We start from the raw sequence: 21,883 nt of genomic DNA, 5'->3' as shown, positions 1-21,883 counted from the left end.
AAGACATGTTTAAACAATTTATAAAAAGACCCGTTTTGGCGATTGTCATTTCGGTCATAATCGTATTTATAGGCGGGCTTGCCATAAAGCAATTACCTATATCTCAATTTCCACAAATAGCACCTACTACTGTAAATATTTTTATAGCATATCCAGGTTCTAGTTCAGAGGTATTGGTTAATTCAACATTAATTCCTTTAGAAACTGCCATAAATGGTGTTCAAGGTATGCGATATATTGCTTCTGATGCTACGAGTGCCGGTGAAGCAACCGTTCGCGTTATTTTTGACCCTGGTACAGATCCTAATGAAGCAGTGGTTAGGGTTAAAACACGTGTAGATCAAGTGATGCCTTTATTGCCTGAACTGGTACAGCGTGAAGGTGTTGTTATTACTCCTATTCAGCCTAGTATGTTAATGTACGTTAACCTTTCTAGCACAGATAAAAACAATGATGAAAAGTTTCTATATAACTATGCTTACACTAAAATTATCCCTGAAATTCAACGTATAAAAGGGATTGCAAGTGCTAAAATATTAGGAAGCAGAAAATATGCAATGAGAATCTGGTTAAAACCAGACCGAATGAGAGCTTATAATATTTCGGCAGAAGAAGTTTTAGAGGCCATGGAAGAACAAAGTATTCTTGCTAGACCTGGACGATTAGGAAGAAGTTCTGGTATGACTTCACAATCTTTAGAATATGTATTAACTTATCAAAACAGATATAACGAACCTGACCAATATAAAGAGATTATAATTCGTGCCAATAAAGAAGGCGAAATTATTCAATTAAAAGATATTGCTGATGTAAATTTAGGAAGTGAATTTTTTGATATCTATTCTAATCTAGATGGAAAACCTTCAGCGTCTATCGTTTTAAAGCAAACCTTTGGAAGTAATGGTAACGACGTTATTAAAGCTGTAAAAGAAAAATTAGCCGAATTAGAAGTTGAATTACCACCAAATGTAGATTTTCAAATTAGTTATGATGTGTCCAATTTCTTAGATGCATCAATAGAACAAGTATTACACACACTTAGAGACGCTTTTATTCTGGTAGCTGTTGTAGTATTTTTATTTTTAGGGGATTGGCGTTCTACTTTAATTCCTATTATAGCAGTACCTGTGTCGTTAATTGGAGCCTTTTTTGTTATGCAACTATTTGGACTTTCAATTAACTTAATTACACTATTTGCATTAGTGCTAGCCATTGGTATTGTAGTAGACAATGCTATTGTTGTAGTAGAAGCTGTTCATGTTAAAATGGAAGAAGAAAACCTAACACCTTACAAAGCTTCATATGAAGTTTTAGGTGAGATTGGAGGTGCTATTGTTGCCATTACTTTAGTTATGGTTTCTGTTTTTATTCCAATTTCTTTTATGACTGGTCCTGTTGGAGTTTTCTACCGCCAGTTCTCAATAACCATGGCAGGAGCTATTGTTATTTCAGCAATTGTAGCATTAACATTAACACCTGTTTTATGCGCCATGTTGCTTAAAAACAACCACGGAAAAACTAAAAAATCGCTTATAGATCGTTTTATAAATTGGTTTAATAAAGGTTTTGAAAGACTTACAGGAAAATACGTTGCAATTCTTAATAAAATTGTAGCTAGAAGAATTGTCACTTTTGGAATTTTAATTGCTTTTTGTGTCGGCATCTTTGTTACCAATAAAGTGCTTCCAGCTGGTTTTATACCTAATGAAGACCAAGGAATGATTTATGCCATCATCCAAACACCACCCGGAGCTACTTTAGAACGCACTAATGAAGTGGCTAAAAAACTTCAAAAAATTTGTGAGGAAACCGAAGGTGTAGAATCCGTATCGTCTTTAGCTGGTTACGAAATCATGACCGAAGGTCGAGGCTCTAACGCTGGTACGTGTTTAATCAACTTAAAACCTTGGTCGAAACGTCATCATTCGGTACACGAAATCATGGAAGAACTTGAAGAAGAAACCAAAGATTTGGGTGCAGTTATAGAATATTTTGAACCACCGGCAGTTCCTGGTTTTGGATCTTCTGGAGGGTTTGCTATGCGTTTATTAGATAAAACAAACTCAACGGATTACCATCATTTTGAAAAAATTAATAGTGATTTCATGGATGCCCTATCTAAACGAAAAGAACTTACAGGATTATTCACCTTCTTTTCTGCAAATTATCCACAATATGAGTTAAAAATAAATAACAAAATTGCCATGCAAAAGGGTGTTACCATTAGTAAAGCAATGGAAAACCTAAACATTTTAATTGGTAGTACATACGAACAAGGATTTATTCGTTTTGGCAGGTTCTTTAAAGTATATACACAAGCTGGACCAGAATACAGAAGGTTACCATCAGATCTTGAAAAGCTTTATGTTAAAAATGAAGAAGGAGAAATGGTCCCTTATTCTGCTTTTATGAGTATTGAAAAGAAATTAGGTCCTAATGAAATTACTAGATACAATCTTTACAATTCGGCATCAATAAGAGGTTTGCCTGCTGAAGGTTTTACAAGTGGTGATGCTATTAATGCAATAAAAGAAGTTGCAGCAAAACAGTTACCAAGAGGTTACGATATTGCTTGGGAAGGATTGTCTTTTGATGAAGCTAGTAGAGGTAATGAATCATTATACATTTTTATAGTCGTATTAATCTTTGTTTATTTTGTTCTTGCAGCACAATACGAAAGTTTTCTTTTACCATTTGCAGTAATATTGTCTCTTCCTGTTGGTGTTTTTGGATCTTTTTTCCTATTAAAAGCTATGGGATTAGCCAATGATGTATATGCACAAATTGGTGTGATTATGCTAGTTGGTTTATTAGGTAAAAATGCCGTATTAATTGTTGAATTCGCCGTGCAAAAACAAAGGCAAGGTGCTACAATTTTAGAAGCAGCTATTGGAGGTTCTAGAGCTCGTTTTAGACCAATTTTAATGACGTCCTTTGCCTTTATCGCTGGGTTAATTCCTTTAGTTATGGCAACTGGAGCTGGGGCTATTGGCAATAGAACCATTGGCGGTTCTTCCTTAGGAGGTATGCTTATTGGAACTCTTTTTGGGGTTTTAATTATCCCAGGACTTTACTACATTTTTGCAAAAATGGCAGAAGGAAGAAGTCTTATTAAAGATGAAGCTAGCGAACCGCTTTCAGAAGAGTTTATTCGAAATAGTGAAAAAGAAAATCAAACTACGGCCAATACTGCTCAAATAAACAAATTAAAAAATCTGTTTAAAAAACTTAGTAAAAGAAACAAAGATGAATAAATATAAAAAAATCAGAAAGCTCTGTTTTGCTAGCATTATTACAATACTATCACTATATTCTTGTGTATCAACTAAGAATATAAGAGAAGAAAACAAAACGGTTCCTAATGAATATCAAAACCAATCTGCAGACACTACTAATACGGTATCTGTAAAATGGAAAGACTTTTTTTCAGATCCTAATTTAGTAGCATTAATAGATGCTGCTTTAATTAACAATCAAGAGCTTAATATTATGTTACAGCATGTTGATATGGTCAAAAACGAGATAAAAGCAAAAAAAGGAGAATATTTGCCTTTTGTTGGTATATATGCTGGTGCCGAAGTAGAAAAAGTAGGTGAATTTACCCGAAATGGTGCCGTAGAAAAAACCCTAAATATTCGTGAAGAAGAAGAATTTCCAGAACCATTAGCTAATTATTCCGTTGGTCTTTCTGCTTCATGGGAACTGGATATCTGGGGTAAACTACGTAAAGGAAAAAAAGCTGCTGTTTTAGAATATTTGGCATCTGTTGAAGGCAAGAATTTTATGGTTACACAATTGGTTTCTGAAATTACAAGCTCTTATTATGAGCTTATGGCTTTAGATAATCAATTAGCTATAATAGAACAGAATTTAGAGATTCAGCAAAATGCATTAAAAATGGTAAAGCTTCAAAAGGAGGCTGCAAGAACCACGCAATTAGCAGTAAGCCGTTTTGAAGCTGAAGTGTTTAAAAACAAAAGCAATAAATTTGAAATTCAGCAAAAAATAGTAGAAACTGAAAATTTTATAAATTTTCTAGTCGGTAGATATCCGCAACCTGTAACTAGAAGTTCAGAAAATTTTATAACAAAAAAAGTGGATTCTATAAATGCAGGTATTCCATCACAATTATTAGAAAATCGACCAGATATTAGAAAAGCTGAATTAGAGCTGTCTGTTTCAAAATTAAACGTAAGCATTGCAAAAGCTAATTTTTATCCATCTATTGGTATTAAAGCAGGTGTTGGGTTAGAAGCTTTTAAACCTAAATTTTTAACAAGCACTCCAGAATCATTACTCTACTCTTTAGTTGGAGATGTTGTGTCTCCATTAATTAATAGAAATGCTATTAAAGCAGAGTATAAAAATGCAAATGACAGACAACTTCAAGCCGTTTTTGAGTATGAGAAAACAATTTTAAATGCTTACATAGAAGTAGCAAATCAACTATCTAGTTTGCAAAACCTTAAAGAAAGTTATTCTCTTAAAGAAAAACAAGTACAAGCACTTACAGAGTCAATTGACCTTTCTATTAGGCTTTTTAAATCGGCAAGAGCTGAATATACAGAAGTATTGCTTACACAAAGAGAAGCATTAGATTCTAAAATTGAAATTATTGAAACCAAAAGAGATCAATTATTGGCTAATGTAAAACTGTACCAAGCTTTAGGTGGTGGCTGGAATTAAAACAAACCATTTTATTAAATTTAAAAAATCGCTCGAGTTATTGAGCGATTTTTTTATGCTATTTTTGTACCTCAATAATTACCATGCTTAAAGTAGAAAACTTAACTTTTTCCTATAATAAAACACCTGTTTTAAAAGACATTTCTTTTAAAGTTGAACAAGGAGAAAACCTTGCCGTTATTGGCGAAAGTGGTTCCGGAAAAAGCACTTTACTTAATTTACTTTATGGTGAATTTGATTTAAATAAAGGTCATGTTTTTTGGAAAGAAACGGAGATTCTAGGTCCAAAATACAACTTAGTAGTTGGTTACGACTTTATGAAATATGTTTCTCAAGAGTTTGATTTGATGCCGTTTATTACTGTTGAAGAAAATATTGGTAAACACCTTTCAAATTTCTTTCCAGATGAAAAAAAAGAACGCACAGTAGAATTATTAGAAGTTGTAGAGCTTACCGAGTTTGCAAAAACTAAAGTAAAAACCTTAAGTGGTGGTCAAAAACAGCGTGTTGCATTAGCGCGTGCATTAGCTAAACAGCCCGAAATAGTATTGTTAGACGAGCCTTTTAGCCACATTGATAATTTCCAAAAACAATCCTTAAGACGAAACGTTTATAGGTATTTAAAAGATAAAAACATCACTTGTATAGTGGCAACTCACGACAAGGAAGATGTTCTTGGTTTTGCCGATAGAATGATTGTTTTAAACAACAATAAAATAGTTGTAAATGATTCACCTGAGACCTTATACAAAAAACCTAAAACAGGATTGATTGCTTCATTTTTTGGTGAATTTAATTTAATTAGTGGTGAAATTATTTACGCTCATCAACTAAAAGTGGTTGAAAAATCTAGTGTAAAAGCTACAGTCATTCAAAGCTATTTTAAAGGCCATTATTACTTAATTGAAGCAAATTTGGATGAGCAAAAAGTGTTTTTTGAGCATGATACTCAATTAAAAAACTATCAAATAGTTTATCTTTTAATAAAAAAAAGCACTCTATAAAATCTTTTCAATTTTAAATTTCTGTTCTCTAAACACAATCTCATCACCAATGTTTTTCCCAATTAAAAATTGTCCAATAGGTGTGTTTGCAGAAATAGCATAAAACTTATCACCATCAATATAGAGCTCCCCAGCACTAATAGCAATAAAATAATTAGATTTAGTGGTATAAACCACACTTCCTAAACTTATGTTTTTATTGTGTTTTTCAACATCTATTTTAGATAGAATTTCTTTTACTTTTTGAACTTCGGCTAATTGATTGCCCGCTTTCTCACGTTCTAATTGCAACATAGCGCGACCTGTTTCGTGTTTGTCTCCAGCGCTACTTTTGGTTTCAGAAGTAAGAGATTCTTGAATTTCTGAAATAGTGCTTTGAATTGTCTTTAATCGTGTTTCAATAAAACCGAAACACTGGTTATAAAGTAATTGTTTTATTACTAGAGAATCATTCATTTTTCTGTTTTAAATTCAAGCTTTCCAATGTAATTCATTTGATTAACAATCCAATTCTTTCTGCTTTGAATGTAATTTGAAGCTGGATTCGCTTTATATTTTCTAGGGTTTGGTAATATAGAAGCTATTGCTGCGGCTTCCTGTTTTGACAATTTTTGTGCTGCTTTTTTAAACCAATATTGAGAAGCGGCTTCAGCACCATAAACACCATTTCCCATTTCAATACTGTTTAAATACACCTCTAAAACTCGATCTTTAGTCCAAATTTTTTCAATTAAAAAAGTGAAATAGGTTTCTAAACCTTTACGCAACCAACTTCTTTGCGGCCAAAGAAATACGTTTTTTGCCGTTTGCTGAGTTATTGTACTTCCGCCTCTAATACGTTTTCCTTTACTGTTATTTTTATAAGCTTTCTCTATAGCTTCAACATCAAACCCATTGTGGTTTAAAAATTTTTGGTCTTCACTACAAATAACAGCTAGTTGAAGGTTTTTTGATATGTTTTCCATAGGAATCCAATCGTGTTTCCAAGCCGCTTTATTTTCACTTTCAAAATAACGTATCACCATTAAAGGTGTTATTGCAACGGGAACATATTTATACAAAACAACCAAACCAATGGATAGAGCAAAAAACCAAAAAATTAATTTTAAAAGAAATCTATACAATCGTTTCATTAAACTATTCTATTAATTGTGCTAATTCTTGACCAATTAATGAGCCAATTGCAATTCCCATTCCGCCTAGTCTCACGCCACAATATACATTATTAGAAAGCTGTTTTACAATGGCTTTTTTTTGATTTCCAACGCCCATAATACCACTCCAACGATGTTCAATTTCAAATAAAATTTCTGGCAAAATAGTTGTTTTTAATAGTTCTTCTAATTTATTTTGAATGATGTCTGTTTGATTAAATTCTGCGGTCTCTTCTCCCTTAAAATCTAGGTTTCTTCCTCCACCAAAAAGAATTCTATTATCTATATTTCTAAAATAATAATAACCTCTATCTAAATGAAACGTGCCTTTAATATGAAGGTTTTTAATTGGTTTTGTAATCATTACTTGTGCTCTAGCAGGTTTTACTTCTTCATTTAATAGCTGTGAAGCAAAACCATTTGTTGCAATGAGTAATTTTGATGTGTAGAACTCAAATTCATTTGTTTTAATTTTAACTGAATCGCTTTTTTCGGTAAAAACTTCAACAACACAATTATTTAAAATCTTAATGCCTTTTTTTTGAGCTTTTTTAAGCAATGCTTCCATCATTTTTCCTGTATCAATTTGCCCTTCAAATTGATTGAAAATGTATTCTGACTCAATGTTTTTAAAATTAAAACTGTTTGGTTTAATACTAAAAACGTCCTTTTTAAATATTGGTTTCAATAACTTATTTATGTCTTCTTTTTTTGAAATACACTTATCCAATAAGTGCTCGTTATTTAAAAATAACTCATAACCGCCATTATTTCGATAATTAATGGTTTTATCTCCTAAGGTTTTGCGTAATAATTTTAAACCTTTAACGCGCTTTTTTATAAGCTGCAAAACTTCTGTTTCTGTATGACTATTTAAATCATCTATAATTTCACTAAGGCTTCCAAAGCAAGCAAAACCAGCATTTTTTGTGCTGGCTCCTTGTGGCAACATGCCTTTTTCTAAAATTAGAATATTTGATTTTGGAAAACGCTCTTTTAAATATAGCGCACAGTTTAACCCAACAATACCACTGCCAACAATAGTATAATCTATGTTGGTTAACCATGATTTTATTTCCCAGTATGACAAATTCATGTTGCTAATTTACCATTTATCATTGAAGAAACAACTCGTGTTAAGGATAGACGTGGCATCCTTTTTTGAGGCACGAAAAAAAGATAGAACAGATAGCCTGACTTTTGCTGTTTTGCAAAAGTAACACCATAAAAAAACTCCGAAATTGCTTTCGGAGTCTTAATTATTTATTCTTCAACTTGTTTTTGTATAACGAAATCTTCCATAAATTTAGTAGTGTAATTACCTGCTAAATAATCTGGATGATCCATAAGCTGTCTGTGAAATGGAATCGTGGTTTTAATACCTTCTATGACGAATTCATCTAAGGCACGCTTCATTTTATTAATTGCCTCTTCTCTCGTTTGCGCCGTTGTAATTAACTTTGCAATCATAGAATCATAGTTTGGAGGTATAGCATAACCTGCATAAACATGTGTGTCTAAACGCACTCCATGGCCTCCAGGAGCATGCAATGTAGTGATCACACCTGGTGATGGTCTAAATCCATTAAATGGATCTTCGGCATTAATACGACACTCAATAGAATGAAGCTTAGGTATGTAATTTTTACCAGAAATTGGCACTCCTGCGGCTACAAGTATTTGTTCGCGAATTAAATCGAAATCAATAACTTGTTCTGTAATAGGGTGCTCTACTTGAATACGCGTATTCATTTCCATAAAGTAGAAATTTCTATTTTTATCAACTAGAAATTCTATAGTTCCAGCACCTTCATATTTAATATATTCTGCTGCTTTCACCGCTGCTTTACCCATTTTATCACGAAGTTTATCCGTCATAAATGGTGATGGTACTTCTTCAGTAAGTTTTTGGTGTCGACGTTGAATTGAGCAATCTCTTTCTGATAAATGACATGCTTTTCCTCGAGAATCTCCTACAATTTGAATTTCAATATGTCTTGGTTCTTCAATAAGTTTTTCCATGTACATATCGTCATTACCAAAAGCCGCTTTACTTTCTTGTCTTGCAGAATCCCAAGCGTCTTTAAGGTTTTCTGGTTTAAAAACACCTCGCATACCTTTTCCGCCTCCACCAGCAGATGCTTTAAGCATTACAGGATAACCTGTAGCTTTTGCTACTTTTTGGCATTCCTCAAAGGTCTCTATAACACCTTCGCTTCCGGGAACACAAGGTACTCCTGCAGCTTTCATAGTCGCTTTAGCATTGGCTTTATCTCCCATTCTATCAATCATCTCTGGTGAAGCGCCAATGAATTTTATACCATGCTCTTCACAGATTTTTGAAAACTTAGCGTTTTCTGATAAAAAACCATAACCTGGATGAATAGCATCTGCATTAGTAATTTCTGCTGCAGCTATAATATTAGACATTTTTAAATAAGATTCGCTACTTGGTGCAGGTCCTATACAAACCGCTTCATCAGCAAACTTAACATGTAAACTTTCGGCATCAACAGTTGAATATACTGCAACTGTTTTAATACCCATTTCTTTACAGGTTCTAATAACACGAAGTGCTATTTCCCCTCTATTGGCAATCAATATTTTTTTGAACATCTTTTTTGAATTAGATAATTAGAAAATTGAATTATTGAATTATTAGAAAATTAACATCCCTAATAATCTATAACCCTAATAATCTAAATTAAGATGGATCTACTAAGAATAATGGTTGATCAAACTCTACAGGTGAAGAATCGTCAACTAATATTTTAACTACTTTTCCTGAAACTTCTGATTCTATTTCATTGAAAAGTTTCATTGCTTCTATAATACAAAGCACATCGCCTTCGGCAATAGTTTGTCCTACCTCAACAAACAAAGGTTTATCTGGAGAAGGTTTTCTATAGAATGTACCAATTATTGGTGATTTTATAGTAATATATTTTGAGTTTTCTTCTGTAGTTGCTGCTGCTTCTGTAGTTGTAGCTGAAGTAGCTGGCTCAGCTACAGTTGGAACGGCAGCCATTTGAGGTACTTGGGTAGCAGGAATTTGATGCACAATTGTTGTGTCTGACTCTGACCCAGTTTTAATCGTGATTTTAATATCATCCATCTCCAATTTAACCTCACTTGCTCCTGACTTTGCAACAAACTTGATTAAGTTTTGAATTTCTTTTATATCCATAATTTTGCTAAATTAGTTTTTGGTTAGTTTTCTGAATTATAAGCCCATTTTAAATAAATAGCCCCCCAATTAAATCCGCCTCCAAAAGCTGCGAATATTATATTATCTCCTTTTTTTAGTTGTGATTCATAATCATTTAGAAGCAATGGTAAGGTAGCTGATGTGGTATTACCATATTTATGAATATTAATCATTACTTTTTCTTCTTCTAAATTTATGCGTTGTGCCGTAGCATCAATAATACGTTTATTTGCTTGATGTGCAGCAAGCCAATCGACATCATCATTAGTTAGATTGTTACGCTCTAATATTTTTACAGCAGCATCTGCCATATTAAATACCGCATTTTTAAATACTGTTCTACCTTCTTGAAAAGCATAGTGACCTCCAGCCTCCATGGTTTCTGGTGTTGAAGGAAATGATGATCCACCATGTTTTGCTTGTAAAAATTCCCTACCTGTTCCGTCACTTCTTAAATATTCATTTTGAAATCCTAAATTTTCTTCATTAGGCTCAAATAAAACAGCACCAGCACCATCTCCAAAAATAATACAAGTAGCTCTATCTTTATAATTGATAAGTGAAGACATTTTATCGGCTCCTATAAGCAATACGTTTTTATATCTTCCAGACTCAATATAGCTTGAAGCAACAGACATTCCATATAAAAAACTTGAACATGCGGCATCTAAATCGAATGAAAAGGCATTTACTGCTCCTATTTCTGATGCAGTAAAAGATGCTGTTGAAGCGGCTTTCATATCTGGTGTTGCTGTTGCAACTATGACAAGCTCGATATCTTTAGGATCAATTCCTTTTTTACTTATAAGATCTTGTGCGGCTTTAATTGCTAAATAAGACGTGCCTTTGCCTTCTTCTTTAAGAATTCGGCGTTCTTTAATTCCTGTTCTACTGGTAATCCATTCATCATTTGTATCAACCATTGTTTCAAGAATTTGATTGGTTAATACATATTCTGGCACATATGCGCCTACAGCTGTAATTGCTGCTGAGGTTTTACTCATAACGTTATAGTTAATTCGACCAAAAAATCATTAAAATTGGACAAAAACGATCAAAATTTCACGAAAATTACTGAATTTTGACGTAATATCATGCAAATTATGTGTTTTTGTGATTTAGAAAAAGCATTCCATAAAAAAAACGCTCATAAATGAGCGTTTTGATATATGCTTGCAAACCTACTTATGCAACGTTTTCTACTTCTGAGTTGTCAATTAATACTTGACCTCTATAATAAAGTTTTCCTTCATGCCAGTGTGCTCTATGATATAAATGTGCTTCACCTGTTGTTGGGCAAGTAGCAATCTGTGGCGCAGTTGCTTTGTAATGTGTTCTTCTTTTATCTCTTCTTGTTTTCGAGATTTTTCTTTTAGGATGTGCCATTTTATGTTTTTATTTATCCGTTAATAATTTCTTTAATGTATTCCACCGAGGATCAATATCCTCCTTGTTTTCTTTATTTTCTTTAAGCTTTGGGCTTAACTCTTCTAATTTTTTAAGTATATCTGAATCTAAAGTGCCATCTTTAACACCTGGGTGAATTCGTTTTGCTGGAACCGCAAGTATAATTAATTCATATATATACTGCTGTATATTAATTTCATAGGTTCCATGAGGAATAATAAGAATATCTATATGCTCATCATTATACTCATCTCCAAAATTAACAACCAAATCAAATTCATCTTTAATGTTTTGATTATAAGGCTCGTTAGTTAGGTCGCAATTCACATTAACCCATCCAGAAATTTTAAAGTGTAACTCTAGTAATGTTGACTTTTTTTCTAAATCAACATTTACTATAATGTTTACATCTTTAAAATCTTCATACTCAAAATGTTTAAAGAACTCTTGTTCAACTTTGTACTCAAAATGATGCTTCCCTATCTTTAATCCAACAAAAGGAATTGTAAAATCTTTTAATGGCTTCATTTCTCACTTCTATTTTGAGCCTGCAAATATATAAATTTTTATTTACGCAACATTACTTATAAACATTTTTTTGTTTATAAATTTCATTCCTTTCTAATTAGGTGCAATAATTAGCAATCAAGCCCTTAGCGGCGTTCGCTTTTTGGTGCCTTTTTTAATGGGTTTGCCGTAAGCTCATCATAATTAAATCTGTTTTTAAATATTTGAATAGCGCTAAAAACAGCTTCTTTAAATGAGTTTTCATCTGCTATTCCTTTTCCTGCGATTTCGTAAGCTGTTCCGTGATCTGGAGATGTTCTTATCTTATTTAAACCTGCTGTAAAATTAACGCCTTGTCCAAATGATAATGTTTTAAACGGTATTAAACCTTGATCATGATAAGATGCAATAATAGCATCAAAATTTTTGTAATTATTGGAGCCAAAAAAACTATCTGCAGCATAAGGCCCAAAAACTAATTTACCTGATTCTTTTATTTTTTGAAGTGTTGGCCTTAAAACATCATCATCCTCTGTGCCTATTACCCCATTATCTCCTGTGTGTGGGTTTATACCTAATACAGCTATTCTTGGTCTTTCTATTTTAAAATCTTTTTTTAATGATGAATAAACAGTGTTTATCTTTTTTTCGATTAGTTCTGATGTAATATGATTTGAAACATCTTTAACTGGTACATGATCTGTTAACAAACCAACTCTTAAATTATCTGTTATCATAAACATTAAGCTTTCCCCCTCTAGTTCTTTTGCCAAATAATCTGTGTGTCCAGGAAAGTTAAAATCTTTAGATTGAATATTGTGTTTATTAATAGGGGCAGTAACCAAAACATCTATATTATTATTCTTTAAAGCCTCTGTTGCTTTTTGTAAAGACTTAACAGCATATTGCCCTATTTTTAAATCTTCTTTACCAAATTCAATTTTTACTGGTTCATTCCAACAATTAAACACGTTAAACTTTCCAATTACCAATTGGTCGATAGTATTTATAGAATGAAATTTAATTTCAGATTTAAAATGTGTTTTAAAAAAGGTCATGGTTTTTGCCGAAGCAAATATTACAGGAGTGCAAAACTCTAACATTCTTGGGTCTTCAAATGTTTTTAAAACTATTTCTCCTCCAATGCCGTTTAAATCTCCTATAGATATACCAACTATTATATTTTCTGCTTGCTCCATTAAAAATGACAACTTTTGTTTGTAATTTTGATGTTGCAAATTTAACTAAATAAACAGATAATAATATGTTTACTGGAATTATTGAAGATATAGGTGAAGTTTCAAATTTAAAAGAAGAGTTTGACAACCTACATATTTCTATTAAAAGTTATTTAACCTCTGAATTAAAAATTGACCAAAGCGTTGCTCATAATGGTGTTTGCTTAACTGTTGTAGCTATTAATGATGATGTATATACGGTAACCGCAATTAAAGAAACTCTAGATAAAACTAATCTTAATACTTTAAAAGTTAATGATAAAGTTAACCTTGAACGTGCTATGAAACTTGGAGATAGACTTGACGGGCATATTGTACAAGGTCATGTAGATCAAATAGCGACTTGTACTAATATTGAAGATGTTAATGGTAGTTGGGTATTTAGTTTTAGCTATGATTCAACACTTAATAATATTACCATTGAAAAAGGCTCTATAACCGTAAATGGAACAAGCTTAACCGTTGTGAATTCAAAAAAAGATGCATTTAGCGTTGCTGTTATACCTTATACTTATGAGCATACAAATTTTAATACTTTTAAAATTGGTACAACAGTAAATTTAGAATTTGATGTTTTAGGGAAATATGTAGCTAAACTGATAGAATTGAATAAATCCTCTTAATTATTGTATTTTCTGAATAATAATTTTTTAACCCCATAAAATATAGCAAAAGCGGCTCCACATAAAACCCCTCCGTCAATCGGTAGTAAACCTGGCGGTGGTGGTCCTGGCGGTGGTGGAGTTTGACCAACACACATAAAGCTTATTAATACAAATAAGATTGAGGCAAGTATTCTTTTATTTTGTATTGTCATGGGGTCTCAAATGTATAATAAAAAGCGAGTTAACAAAAAAATTATGCGTTTACTAACAGTAAAATAACTTGGAGAAGCTTAAAATCATCGACCAATAGCTTATTTTCTGAAATTATGTAATTATTTTTATTCTTTAATTAATAAAAGCATGCACGCATAAAAATAATCCCGTTTTCAATTTACTAAACAAATATATATAATTTAGTCTAAAACAAAAACTAAAATGCACATACTTAATAATAGACATAAATAATCTTTAAAAACATACCAAACTCATAACAAGCGAGTTATGTTTTGTTTGAAAAATATTACTTCTAAAGTGATTGAGCAAAGATTTAATCGAAATGAATTAATTGAACAATGTAATTTAAACTAATTTAACCGTTAGTTAATTATAAAATTCATATTATGAAACAAGAAAAAGAAAACTTTGAGCTAGTTAAGGAGTCAGAAGATGAAAAAGAAAACTACATATTCCAAAAAGATAAGACAACTAAAACTGTCACTTTTTTTGTGATTGGAATTCTTATTATACTAATTATTGCGGTTATACTTTCAAGCTTCTTTTTTAATTAAAAGCCCTATAATATTTAAACAAAAGGCTTAAACACCTGTTTTTTAAAACTATATAAAATAAAAAAAGCCTTTCATAAATGAAAGGCTTTACAATTTCTAGTAGTGGTCCCACCTGGTCCACATATAATCTTGTTGTATTTTACTCTATTTTATTGAATTTAAACACCTTAACCCTTGTTTTTGCTGAATTTTATAGTTAAGCGAAATAAGGTAAAATTAAACGAAAACAAAATTATTCGTCCCCTCATTCGTCCCCTATAAAGACTTTTTAGTATATATTTGCTTACAAGTTAATACAAAAAAGATTGTATCACATGAACAAAGACATTAAAATTAAAGAATTGTTTAAAGATATTTACGGCGTCTATTTTCAAGAGTTAAATCAAGAATATTTAATAGATAATTCTGAAAAAAGTCATTCAAATAAATGCGCTAGTTGTGGAGATAAATGTATTTCGTATTCGAAAAGACAAGATTTACCATACTTCAAATTAACTGACAACATTAAAACACTAGTTATAGCTGAATCGCCAGCTAGTGGAGAAGATATAAATAAATTAGGATATGTTTTTGGCTGGGAACAGTTTGGCAAACCAAGTAAGGCAATAATCAAACATTATGAAAATTATTTTTTTAAATTATTGAACCTCAATCGTGAAGAAACATATATAACTGATGCGGTTAAATGTTACTCTCATAAATCAAACTTTTCAAAAGCATTTAAAAATTGCAATCAATATCTATTAAAAGAAATAGAAATACTAGAACCAAAAAAAATTCTAGTTATTTCAAAACAATCTTCGGTAATTAAATTTCTAAATGAAAATAAAGAAAAGTACAACTATGAAATTACAATAATCCCTCATCCATCAAATCAAAATATTGGAAAAATCCCAACTGTAAGTGAACTGTTTATAAAAATTGGTGAACTAAATCATAACGAAAAATGGATACGGATTGGAAATGAAATCAACGAAGAATATAAAAAGTTCAGAAATAAATTAAACCAATAACTTCAAAATTATTTCTAGTGTCAAAGGCAAAATTTATATTAAAAGAACCAAACGCAAAAGTAGAAACTTTAATCTACCTTATTTACAATTACCAATACAAACGGTTCAAGTATTCAACAGGGGAAACAATAAACCCAAAGTTTTGGAATAAAACCGCGCAAAGGGTAAAAGCATCTAAACAATTTAAAGAGTATCCCGAATTTAACTCACGACTAGACAAAATTGAAAATGGTATTAATAATGCTTTTAGGACATTGCTTAATGACGGTATTCAACCGAATAACACATTATTGAAAGAAGTTTTAGAAAACGAATTATCCGATAATTTATTAAAACCAAAACAAGTAACATTATTTGAATTTATTGAATCTTATATAGAAGAAAGTAAACTCAATAAAACTATTGGAACAATTAAGGTTTACAAAACTACATTCAAGTACCTAAAGGAGTATGCAAAAAAATATAAGCCTATAAATTATGAAAATATTACTCTTGAGTTTTACAATCACTATTTGGGGTTTTTAAAATCAACACATAATCTATCCTCAAATACTGTTGGTAAACACATAAAAACAATTAAGTCTTTTATGAACGAAGCAACAGAAAGAGGTCACAACAAAAATTTAGAGTTTAGAAACAAAAAGTTCAAAACAATACGGGAAGAAGCCGACACTGTTTATTTAAGCATTGACGAATTAGAGAAAATCGAAGAATTAGATTTAAAAGCTAGTCCAAGACTGGAAAGGGTTAGAGATTTATTTTTAATAGGCTGTTATACGGGTTTAAGATTTTCAGATTTCACTCAAATTAATCCCGAAAATATTGTTTCAGATAATACAGTAATTCAAATAAGAACTCAAAAAACAGGGCAAAGAGTATCTATTCCACTTCACAGAACTGTTAGAACTATTTTAAAAAAACATAAAAACAGATTGCCAAAATCATACACAAACCAAACTATGAATGACTATTTAAAAGAGGTGGTTAGTTTGGCAGGAATAAAAGAGCTTATAGAAACAACAATTACAAAAGGCGGTAAGATTGAAAAAAAGATTTTACCAAAACACAAACTTGTTTCAACTCACACCGCTAGACGAAGTTTTGCAACTAATCTATATTTAGCAGAAGTCCCAAGTATATCAATAATGAAAATAACAGGACATAAAACAGAACGTTCTTTTCTTCAATATATAAGAGTAACACAAAAAGAAAACGCAGACAAATTATTAACACACCCATTTTTTAACTAATGATTATATTTTTCGAAGAATTACAAAGTGACTTTTTATCAAGGTCAAATGTCATAGCAAATAAAAAACTATATATACAGGACGAATTAAAACAAATTGACACTTTTTTTAACCACCAAAACTTTAATGTTACTACAAACAACCTATTTGATAACATCAATAACAGTTACAAACCAAAAATTGAAACAATAAAAAAAGTTTTCTCTGAGGTGAAATATGGTTGGGATACATTTATTAAAGCCTATGAGCACTATTATTATAATGGGAAAGAGATAAAATTTATTCCATTTGAAAAAGGCAGTGACATAACCCAACTCCAAAATGATAGGTTCAATGAGCGTTATGAAAAATACCATATTCAAGGCTTGGAGTTTGGAAAATATGTTTTATGGTTGAAAGAACCTGAAATTAAACAAAACGGTAAATCAAACCCATCCTATTTATCTCATAAACAAAAATTATTAGCGTTACAATATTTAGGTTTAAATTTAGTGGGGATTGATGACACGAAAGCTGGTTTTGTGTTGTCTAAAATTCTTGACCTTGACGAAACGAATACTCGCAAATACATTCCAAAAATTTATCACAATTCAAAAGACAATGATGTGCGAACAAAAAGAAATTTTGAAAAACTACTTAAACTATTTGAAAATGAACAGTTTGAAGATGTCTCTAAAAAAATTGAACAAGACATAAATTCTTTAAAATAATATCTGGGGTTACCCCAAGACTTACCCACCCAAAGTAATACATTTTGTTTGCACCATTATTAATCCTTAAATAAGATAAAATGGGACAAATTCAAATTAACAACTTTAACATCGCTGATTTAGAAGAAGCGATAAAAAATGTATTACACGAAGCAGTTACACAAGCTGTTTTAGAACAACTTAATCCTACAAAAAAACAAACTCCAAAATTGTTTTCTAGAGAGAATACAGCTGATATTCTTTGCGTTTCTCTTCCAACTTTGCACGAATGGACTAAAGAGGGAATTATCAGTTCTTACAGAATTGGCGGACGTGTTCTTTACAAAGAAGATGATATTCTAAACGCACTTACAAAGACAAACTTTGATTTAAAGAGAGGGGGCAAATCATGTTAAAAAAGAAAAATGATTACTCGGTTATAGTCTTCTTAGAAAATGAAACTAAACCAAAAAAATGGGAGTTTGTTCATAAGCTAAATGGCTTCTCAATGTTCTTAAACAAAAAGCACCCTACTTGGCTGTATATGAATGTTTACAATAGAAGAAGTAGCGCGTTTATGAAACAATTTAAAAAGGGGGTTTTTGTACCTCCGTTCATTGAGTGAGTTTTTCTTTTTTTTAACCTTTAAAACTAAAAACCTTTATATAAAAACCTTTAATAAATAACCTTTTAATGGTTTTAATACTTATACAACGATTCAGATTATGATAGTTAAGAACACATACGGTGTGAGCGTAGCTTTTTCAACTGCGAAATATGGAATAACACCAAAAAGCGAGTTTACTGGCTCTGCATTAGACCGAAAAAAACAAGAATCTGTTAAAAAACCAAAAGCAAAAAAAAAGGAAAGTAAAGACAAGGAGCGAAAAGAACGTTCCTTGTCTAGGCGTTCGAAACAAAAAATTAGAAAAAAAATAACTTGTTTTTCTAGAACTCAAAAAAGGCTAAGTTTTGTTACTCTTACTTTTTTAAACAAAGTTTCTGATGAAGAAGCTGTAAATGTTTTAAGAAAATTTATTGATAATGTCAAAAAACGAAGTGAAGATTTTCAATATATATGGGTTGTCGAGAGACAAACCAAAAATGATGAATTTAAGGGCAATCCACATTTTCATATGATAACAAATAAATATTGGAAAATTGAAAAGTGGTGGAATTATTGGTTAGCACTTCAACAAAAAAATGGAATTGTTCCAAGAGATAAAGATTTTAAACCCTCTTCTGCTTTTGATGTAAAACAATTAAACGCCAGCAATATTAAAAGAATAACATCTTATGTAACTAAATATGTCACAAAGAATAATGAGAAGTTTAAATGTCAAGTATGGAATTGCTCAAGGAAAGTATCTGAACTTTATACAGATTTCTATACAACAACTGAATTTACAGACCAATTTAAGCGTCTTAACGCAGTTTCGAAAGAGATTGTAGATAAAGACCGAAATAGTCCTGTAATTAATGTTAAAATGATTGATTTAAATAGACATACTTTACCACTTTATAAAAGATTAGATGAGAAAAATAGAGCTCTAGCTAATGAATAGAGGTATTAAACTTATTATTATCAATAGATAAAATTAACTTACTTGTCAAACTTCTTACCTCATTTGGCTTAAGCTTGTTTGTTATATTTGAATAAATAAAGTTTTTTAGATTTTTACTCTGAATTACATTAAAAGGCATGTTTGTTTTGAATTCGCATTTATTAGTAAATACAACTAGAGAAATACATAATCTAATATCAATGTTTAAAATACTTTCTAAGAATTTAATATGCTTATAATTTTGATGTAATGGATTTTGAAAAGATGTCTTTTTCTTAAATATTACTTGTGTCCATTTTTTACTTCTTTCGTTTCCAAAAATCCACCCAGAATAATTTTTAGTTTCAATTACGAAAATCCCCTTTTCGCAAATAACTACATGGTCTATTTGCGTTGAATCTCCATTTAATCGAATTGTGATATCATTAAAAACTGTAGCATTTGGGTTTTTAAATGCTTTAAGTAAAATATTCTTAACTTTATACTCTCCAACATGACCTTTAATTCTTGGCTTATTACCCTGAACCCATAAGTATAATAAAAAGGCTAAGACACAAATTACAATTATTCCCATCAAATGTTTTAATTCAACATTGTCTTATTTAAATTCCAAAATTCCTTAACTGCTATTTTCAATTCATAGACTTCAACAATTGTTTCTGGGTTCCAATTAGACTTAGCCGATTTATAAGTTGCAGAAATTAGTCTTTTTAACTTTGGTGTTTTTACATTTATGAAATTAGTCTCAGGAAGAATAGTTCCATTTCGGAATTTATCCCAATCAAATTCACATCCAAAATTATTCATTATCTCATAGCCATTAATACTAAATGCCTTAATAACTTCTTCTTCACTAAAAATCAATTTTTTATCAAACTGCTTTCTAGATATTTTATTTATTTGAGAAGTTATGTTTCCTATAGTATTCTGAAAATTTCTTCTTTTTGTTCCTGTTTCTAAAAAACAATTTATGAATTCTTCCAAAAAACGGATTTTATTAGTCATTATTTTTGATTAAATTTCCTGCAATAATACCCCGTATATAACTTTAAAAAAATAATTATTAGATATAAAAAATTAGACAGCTTACTATAAGGAAGAAGAATTACCTCCAATTACATATGAAACATCTAAGCATATTCAATATTACATAATAGAAATTAAAAAATCTGTCACAAATTAAGGCTTTTACTATTATCAGATAGGCGAATAAAATTTCGGTTTTAGCTATTTTAGCTTATTCGAAATTTATTTAAACTTATTTTCCAGAAGGAAAATAATGTCTAAAAACAATAAAAACAGTCCCACCTAGTAATGTATCAAAAGCCGCATAAGGTCCAACAGACTCCCAAGTAGGGTTAGCTATATAAAGCATTTTGACAGCAACAGCCACAAAAACTCCTATCGCGATAAGGGCAAATAATGTTTTCAACATTAAATCAACTAAAATAGAATATACTTCTGCCTTATGTTTAGTTACGGGTTTCATTTTTTGAAAAGTTGATAAAATTCTATAATTTCAAAATCTTCCTTATCAAAATTAAACTTTTCTCTATCAGCCATTTCACAAGTTTCACAATTGACATGGTTTTCAACTTCGTCTCTTGAGCTATATGACTTAATAAGCCTTCCACACTCCTCATTTGGACAATAAATTCCATATTTTTTTATAAAGACTTTATCCTTCACAGCCATTTCACAAAAAAATTTTGCTGCTTTAAATGGTATACGAAAAAAACTTCTAACATTTTCGACATAAATCCTTTGTGGATCTAATTCATCAAAAAGTGCTGTTTGTTTATTTAATAAGTCTAAAATCATCTTAATTATTTGATATTATCAAATCTAAAAGTTTCTCTAGCGAATCAACTTTAAAAGGAAATCTTTTAAACGCCAATTTTCCTTTTCTAGGCTCTACTGCAAAGGTATTAATATAATCGTCAACATCTCTTTTAACTCTGAACACATTTTTATCAAGTGGAGTAGTTGTTATCTCGTTGTAAACATCTGGATAATTATCTTTCAATGTATGTTCCTCATCCATGGACTCAGTTGTAGTGCTTCTGCTTTTTTTAAATTTGACATATGCGGCGTCAATAAAATTATCTTCCCATAAAAACTTTATACCCTTAGTAATATCTAACGGGTATAAATTTACTACCAACCCAAACGCAGTATGAATTCGTGAAATAATATTCCTGTCTTCAATATCTTTCCCTATCGTGAAAACTTTATGTGAATAATAACTATTAGCATTTCTTTCCAAAATATTAATTCTAATTATCACATGTTTATTATTGATTATCACTTTTACGGGACACCTAAATATTAATACTTCTTGAGAAGCAGATTGAGGATTAAACAGAGAATACTCAATATCAAAAGTTAAATTAATTTCTCTTATATTATGAGTAGTAATATCATCTATAATGGTGCTACCAGCAATATTAATCACTCTTGGTACTGTTCCTGAATAGTCAAAAACATATAGATTCTGATGAAGATATCCAAAATTTCTAAAACCAAAAGATAAAATACTATCGTTTGTTTCTGAACTTAACACATCATTAATTAAGTCATCTTGCTTTAAACCCGATAAATTAAAATCATCTTTTAACGCTTTGACAGGATAAGCCTTTAGCATTCTTTTAAAAATATTATTTTGCGAATTCAATATATTTCATCTTTATTTTTGAAATATAAAACATTTTTGTAAGAAATATGCTGTATTAAATGTAAAAACTTATTTTATTCATCCCCTCATTAGTC

Annotated in this window: 25 protein-coding genes; 10 read left to right on the top strand and 15 right to left on the bottom strand. The window is 30.8% G+C overall.

Annotated features, from left to right (window positions below; translation table 11 throughout):
* The first annotated feature begins 5 nt into the window (after positions 1 to 5).
* The 3 genes from BT151_RS04145 to BT151_RS04135 all read left to right on the top strand — a co-directional run bounded on the left by BT151_RS04145 (position 6) and on the right by BT151_RS04135 (position 5,690).
* Positions 6 to 3,254 carry an efflux RND transporter permease subunit gene (locus BT151_RS04145; protein ID WP_072400485.1) on the top strand — a complete coding sequence of 1,083 codons (3,249 nt, stop codon included), beginning with the start codon at positions 6 to 8 and terminating at the stop codon, positions 3,252 to 3,254.
* Positions 3,247 to 4,686, top strand: coding sequence for a TolC family protein (locus BT151_RS04140; protein ID WP_072400484.1), 1,440 nt, complete (start codon positions 3,247 to 3,249; stop codon positions 4,684 to 4,686). Before BT151_RS04145 ends, BT151_RS04140 begins: the two co-directional genes overlap by 8 nt.
* 83 nt (positions 4,687 to 4,769) lie before the next feature.
* Positions 4,770 to 5,690, top strand: coding sequence for an ABC transporter ATP-binding protein (locus tag BT151_RS04135; protein WP_072400483.1), 921 nt, complete (start codon positions 4,770 to 4,772; stop codon positions 5,688 to 5,690).
* On the opposite strand, the gene BT151_RS04130 is transcribed toward BT151_RS04135, so the two are convergent.
* From BT151_RS04130 to pdxA, 9 genes are all read right to left on the bottom strand, one after another.
* On the bottom strand, positions 5,685 to 6,146 hold the full coding sequence (locus tag BT151_RS04130; RefSeq protein WP_072400482.1) for a GreA/GreB family elongation factor: 462 nt from the start codon (positions 6,144 to 6,146) through the stop codon (positions 5,685 to 5,687). The genes BT151_RS04135 and BT151_RS04130 overlap by 6 nt on opposite strands.
* Positions 6,143 to 6,823, bottom strand: a complete 681-nt coding sequence (gene mtgA / locus BT151_RS04125) for a monofunctional biosynthetic peptidoglycan transglycosylase (protein ID WP_072400481.1) — start codon at positions 6,821 to 6,823, stop codon at positions 6,143 to 6,145. The genes BT151_RS04130 and mtgA overlap by 4 nt, the downstream gene beginning before the upstream one ends.
* Positions 6,824 to 6,827: 4 nt before the next feature.
* Complete coding sequence (locus tag BT151_RS04120) at positions 6,828 to 7,940, bottom strand: NAD(P)/FAD-dependent oxidoreductase (protein WP_072400480.1); 1,113 nt, start codon at positions 7,938 to 7,940, stop codon at positions 6,828 to 6,830.
* Positions 7,941 to 8,107: 167 nt separating this feature from the next.
* The gene (gene accC, locus BT151_RS04115) at positions 8,108 to 9,460 is read right to left on the bottom strand and encodes an acetyl-CoA carboxylase biotin carboxylase subunit (protein WP_072400479.1); all 1,353 of its coding nucleotides are present in this window, start codon (positions 9,458 to 9,460) and stop codon (positions 8,108 to 8,110) included.
* Positions 9,461 to 9,548: 88 nt separating this feature from the next.
* Positions 9,549 to 10,031, bottom strand: coding sequence for an acetyl-CoA carboxylase biotin carboxyl carrier protein (gene accB / locus BT151_RS04110; RefSeq protein ID WP_072400478.1), 483 nt, complete (start codon positions 10,029 to 10,031; stop codon positions 9,549 to 9,551).
* A 23-nt stretch (positions 10,032 to 10,054) separates the two neighbouring features.
* Positions 10,055 to 11,056, bottom strand: coding sequence for a beta-ketoacyl-ACP synthase III (locus tag BT151_RS04105; protein ID WP_072400477.1), 1,002 nt, complete (start codon positions 11,054 to 11,056; stop codon positions 10,055 to 10,057).
* A 181-nt stretch (positions 11,057 to 11,237) separates the two neighbouring features.
* Positions 11,238 to 11,438, bottom strand: a complete 201-nt coding sequence (gene rpmF / locus BT151_RS04100; RefSeq protein ID WP_072400476.1) for a 50S ribosomal protein L32 — start codon at positions 11,436 to 11,438, stop codon at positions 11,238 to 11,240.
* Between the two features lie 9 nt (positions 11,439 to 11,447).
* On the bottom strand, positions 11,448 to 11,987 hold the full coding sequence (locus BT151_RS04095) for a YceD family protein (protein WP_072400475.1): 540 nt from the start codon (positions 11,985 to 11,987) through the stop codon (positions 11,448 to 11,450).
* 125 nt (positions 11,988 to 12,112) lie between these two features.
* Positions 12,113 to 13,165: a 4-hydroxythreonine-4-phosphate dehydrogenase PdxA gene (gene pdxA / locus BT151_RS04090; protein ID WP_072400474.1), complete on the bottom strand. Its 1,053-nt coding sequence runs from the start codon at positions 13,163 to 13,165 to the stop codon at positions 12,113 to 12,115.
* 65 nt (positions 13,166 to 13,230) lie between these two features.
* Here pdxA and BT151_RS04085 point away from each other — a divergent pair, with 65 nt between their 5' ends.
* Entirely contained in the window at positions 13,231 to 13,827 is a 597-nt protein-coding gene (locus BT151_RS04085) for a riboflavin synthase (protein ID WP_072400473.1), read from the top strand.
* On the opposite strand, the gene BT151_RS18980 is transcribed toward BT151_RS04085, so the two are convergent.
* Positions 13,824 to 13,964: a PID-CTERM protein-sorting domain-containing protein gene (locus BT151_RS18980; protein ID WP_394333391.1), complete on the bottom strand. Its 141-nt coding sequence runs from the start codon at positions 13,962 to 13,964 to the stop codon at positions 13,824 to 13,826. The two genes, BT151_RS04085 and BT151_RS18980, sit on opposite strands and share 4 nt — an antisense overlap.
* A gap of 465 nt (positions 13,965 to 14,429) precedes the next feature.
* On the opposite strand from BT151_RS18980, the gene BT151_RS18570 reads away from it, so the two are divergent.
* The 6 genes from BT151_RS18570 (at position 14,430) to BT151_RS04050 (ending at position 19,114) form a co-directional block, all read left to right on the top strand.
* Positions 14,430 to 14,597, top strand: a complete 168-nt coding sequence (locus BT151_RS18570) for a hypothetical protein (protein WP_171946606.1) — start codon at positions 14,430 to 14,432, stop codon at positions 14,595 to 14,597.
* Between the two features lie 314 nt (positions 14,598 to 14,911).
* Positions 14,912 to 15,610: a uracil-DNA glycosylase family protein gene (locus tag BT151_RS04075; RefSeq protein ID WP_072400471.1), complete on the top strand. Its 699-nt coding sequence runs from the start codon at positions 14,912 to 14,914 to the stop codon at positions 15,608 to 15,610.
* A 17-nt stretch (positions 15,611 to 15,627) separates the two neighbouring features.
* The gene (locus BT151_RS04070; protein ID WP_072400470.1) at positions 15,628 to 16,860 is read left to right on the top strand and encodes a site-specific integrase; all 1,233 of its coding nucleotides are present in this window, start codon (positions 15,628 to 15,630) and stop codon (positions 16,858 to 16,860) included.
* Positions 16,860 to 17,570 (top strand): hypothetical protein, encoded by a 711-nt coding sequence (locus BT151_RS04065; protein WP_072400469.1) that lies wholly within the window; start codon positions 16,860 to 16,862, stop codon positions 17,568 to 17,570. Before BT151_RS04070 ends, BT151_RS04065 begins: the two co-directional genes overlap by 1 nt.
* An 80-nt stretch (positions 17,571 to 17,650) precedes the next feature.
* The gene (locus BT151_RS04060) at positions 17,651 to 17,965 is read left to right on the top strand and encodes a helix-turn-helix domain-containing protein (RefSeq protein WP_072400468.1); all 315 of its coding nucleotides are present in this window, start codon (positions 17,651 to 17,653) and stop codon (positions 17,963 to 17,965) included.
* A 309-nt stretch (positions 17,966 to 18,274) separates the two neighbouring features.
* Positions 18,275 to 19,114, top strand: a complete 840-nt coding sequence (locus BT151_RS04050) for a rolling circle replication-associated protein (protein WP_072400466.1) — start codon at positions 18,275 to 18,277, stop codon at positions 19,112 to 19,114.
* Here the strand turns inward: BT151_RS04050 and BT151_RS04045 are convergent.
* The 5 genes from BT151_RS04045 to BT151_RS04025 form a co-directional block, all read right to left on the bottom strand.
* Complete coding sequence (locus BT151_RS04045; RefSeq protein WP_072400465.1) at positions 19,104 to 19,688, bottom strand: nuclease-related domain-containing protein; 585 nt, start codon at positions 19,686 to 19,688, stop codon at positions 19,104 to 19,106. The genes BT151_RS04050 and BT151_RS04045 overlap by 11 nt on opposite strands.
* 8 nt (positions 19,689 to 19,696) lie before the next feature.
* Complete coding sequence (locus BT151_RS04040) at positions 19,697 to 20,119, bottom strand: hypothetical protein (protein WP_072400464.1); 423 nt, start codon at positions 20,117 to 20,119, stop codon at positions 19,697 to 19,699.
* A 253-nt stretch (positions 20,120 to 20,372) separates the two neighbouring features.
* The gene (locus tag BT151_RS04035) at positions 20,373 to 20,603 is read right to left on the bottom strand and encodes a hypothetical protein (RefSeq protein ID WP_072400463.1); all 231 of its coding nucleotides are present in this window, start codon (positions 20,601 to 20,603) and stop codon (positions 20,373 to 20,375) included.
* Positions 20,600 to 20,935 (bottom strand): hypothetical protein, encoded by a 336-nt coding sequence (locus BT151_RS04030; protein ID WP_072400462.1) that lies wholly within the window; start codon positions 20,933 to 20,935, stop codon positions 20,600 to 20,602. The genes BT151_RS04035 and BT151_RS04030 overlap by 4 nt, the downstream gene beginning before the upstream one ends.
* A 1-nt stretch (position 20,936) precedes the next feature.
* On the bottom strand, positions 20,937 to 21,758 hold the full coding sequence (locus BT151_RS04025; RefSeq protein WP_143144250.1) for a hypothetical protein: 822 nt from the start codon (positions 21,756 to 21,758) through the stop codon (positions 20,937 to 20,939).
* Positions 21,759 to 21,883 lie beyond the last annotated feature (125 nt).

Origin of the sequence: Flaviramulus basaltis (assembly GCF_900114265.1) — a bacterium.
Taxonomy (GTDB): domain Bacteria; phylum Bacteroidota; class Bacteroidia; order Flavobacteriales; family Flavobacteriaceae; genus Flaviramulus; species Flaviramulus basaltis.
The sequence above is the reverse complement of the archived record's forward strand: the minus strand, read 5'-3'. Positions and strand labels throughout refer to the sequence as shown.

Bases quoted from the DNA above. Each gene is read 5' to 3' on its own strand.
- BT151_RS04145 (WP_072400485.1), top strand. From the start codon at position 6: ATGTTTAAACAATTTATAAAAAGACCCGTTTTGGCGATTGTCATTTCG.
- BT151_RS04140 (WP_072400484.1), top strand. From the start codon at position 3,247: ATGAATAAATATAAAAAAATCAGAAAGCTCTGTTTTGCTAGCATTATT.
- BT151_RS04135 (WP_072400483.1), top strand. From the start codon at position 4,770: ATGCTTAAAGTAGAAAACTTAACTTTTTCCTATAATAAAACACCTGTT.
- BT151_RS04130 (WP_072400482.1), bottom strand. From the start codon at position 6,146: ATGAATGATTCTCTAGTAATAAAACAATTACTTTATAACCAGTGTTTC.
- mtgA (WP_072400481.1), bottom strand. From the start codon at position 6,823: ATGAAACGATTGTATAGATTTCTTTTAAAATTAATTTTTTGGTTTTTT.
- BT151_RS04120 (WP_072400480.1), bottom strand. From the start codon at position 7,940: ATGAATTTGTCATACTGGGAAATAAAATCATGGTTAACCAACATAGAT.
- accC (WP_072400479.1), bottom strand. From the start codon at position 9,460: ATGTTCAAAAAAATATTGATTGCCAATAGAGGGGAAATAGCACTTCGT.
- accB (WP_072400478.1), bottom strand. From the start codon at position 10,031: ATGGATATAAAAGAAATTCAAAACTTAATCAAGTTTGTTGCAAAGTCA.
- BT151_RS04105 (WP_072400477.1), bottom strand. From the start codon at position 11,056: ATGAGTAAAACCTCAGCAGCAATTACAGCTGTAGGCGCATATGTGCCA.
- rpmF (WP_072400476.1), bottom strand. From the start codon at position 11,438: ATGGCACATCCTAAAAGAAAAATCTCGAAAACAAGAAGAGATAAAAGA.
- BT151_RS04095 (WP_072400475.1), bottom strand. From the start codon at position 11,987: ATGAAGCCATTAAAAGATTTTACAATTCCTTTTGTTGGATTAAAGATA.
- pdxA (WP_072400474.1), bottom strand. From the start codon at position 13,165: ATGGAGCAAGCAGAAAATATAATAGTTGGTATATCTATAGGAGATTTA.
- BT151_RS04085 (WP_072400473.1), top strand. From the start codon at position 13,231: ATGTTTACTGGAATTATTGAAGATATAGGTGAAGTTTCAAATTTAAAA.
- BT151_RS18980 (WP_394333391.1), bottom strand. From the start codon at position 13,964: ATGTGTGTTGGTCAAACTCCACCACCGCCAGGACCACCACCGCCAGGT.
- BT151_RS18570 (WP_171946606.1), top strand. From the start codon at position 14,430: ATGAAACAAGAAAAAGAAAACTTTGAGCTAGTTAAGGAGTCAGAAGAT.
- BT151_RS04075 (WP_072400471.1), top strand. From the start codon at position 14,912: ATGAACAAAGACATTAAAATTAAAGAATTGTTTAAAGATATTTACGGC.
- BT151_RS04065 (WP_072400469.1), top strand. From the start codon at position 16,860: ATGATTATATTTTTCGAAGAATTACAAAGTGACTTTTTATCAAGGTCA.
- BT151_RS04060 (WP_072400468.1), top strand. From the start codon at position 17,651: ATGGGACAAATTCAAATTAACAACTTTAACATCGCTGATTTAGAAGAA.
- BT151_RS04050 (WP_072400466.1), top strand. From the start codon at position 18,275: ATGATAGTTAAGAACACATACGGTGTGAGCGTAGCTTTTTCAACTGCG.
- BT151_RS04045 (WP_072400465.1), bottom strand. From the start codon at position 19,688: ATGGGAATAATTGTAATTTGTGTCTTAGCCTTTTTATTATACTTATGG.
- BT151_RS04040 (WP_072400464.1), bottom strand. From the start codon at position 20,119: ATGACTAATAAAATCCGTTTTTTGGAAGAATTCATAAATTGTTTTTTA.
- BT151_RS04035 (WP_072400463.1), bottom strand. From the start codon at position 20,603: ATGAAACCCGTAACTAAACATAAGGCAGAAGTATATTCTATTTTAGTT.
- BT151_RS04030 (WP_072400462.1), bottom strand. From the start codon at position 20,935: ATGATTTTAGACTTATTAAATAAACAAACAGCACTTTTTGATGAATTA.
- BT151_RS04025 (WP_143144250.1), bottom strand. From the start codon at position 21,758: ATGCTAAAGGCTTATCCTGTCAAAGCGTTAAAAGATGATTTTAATTTA.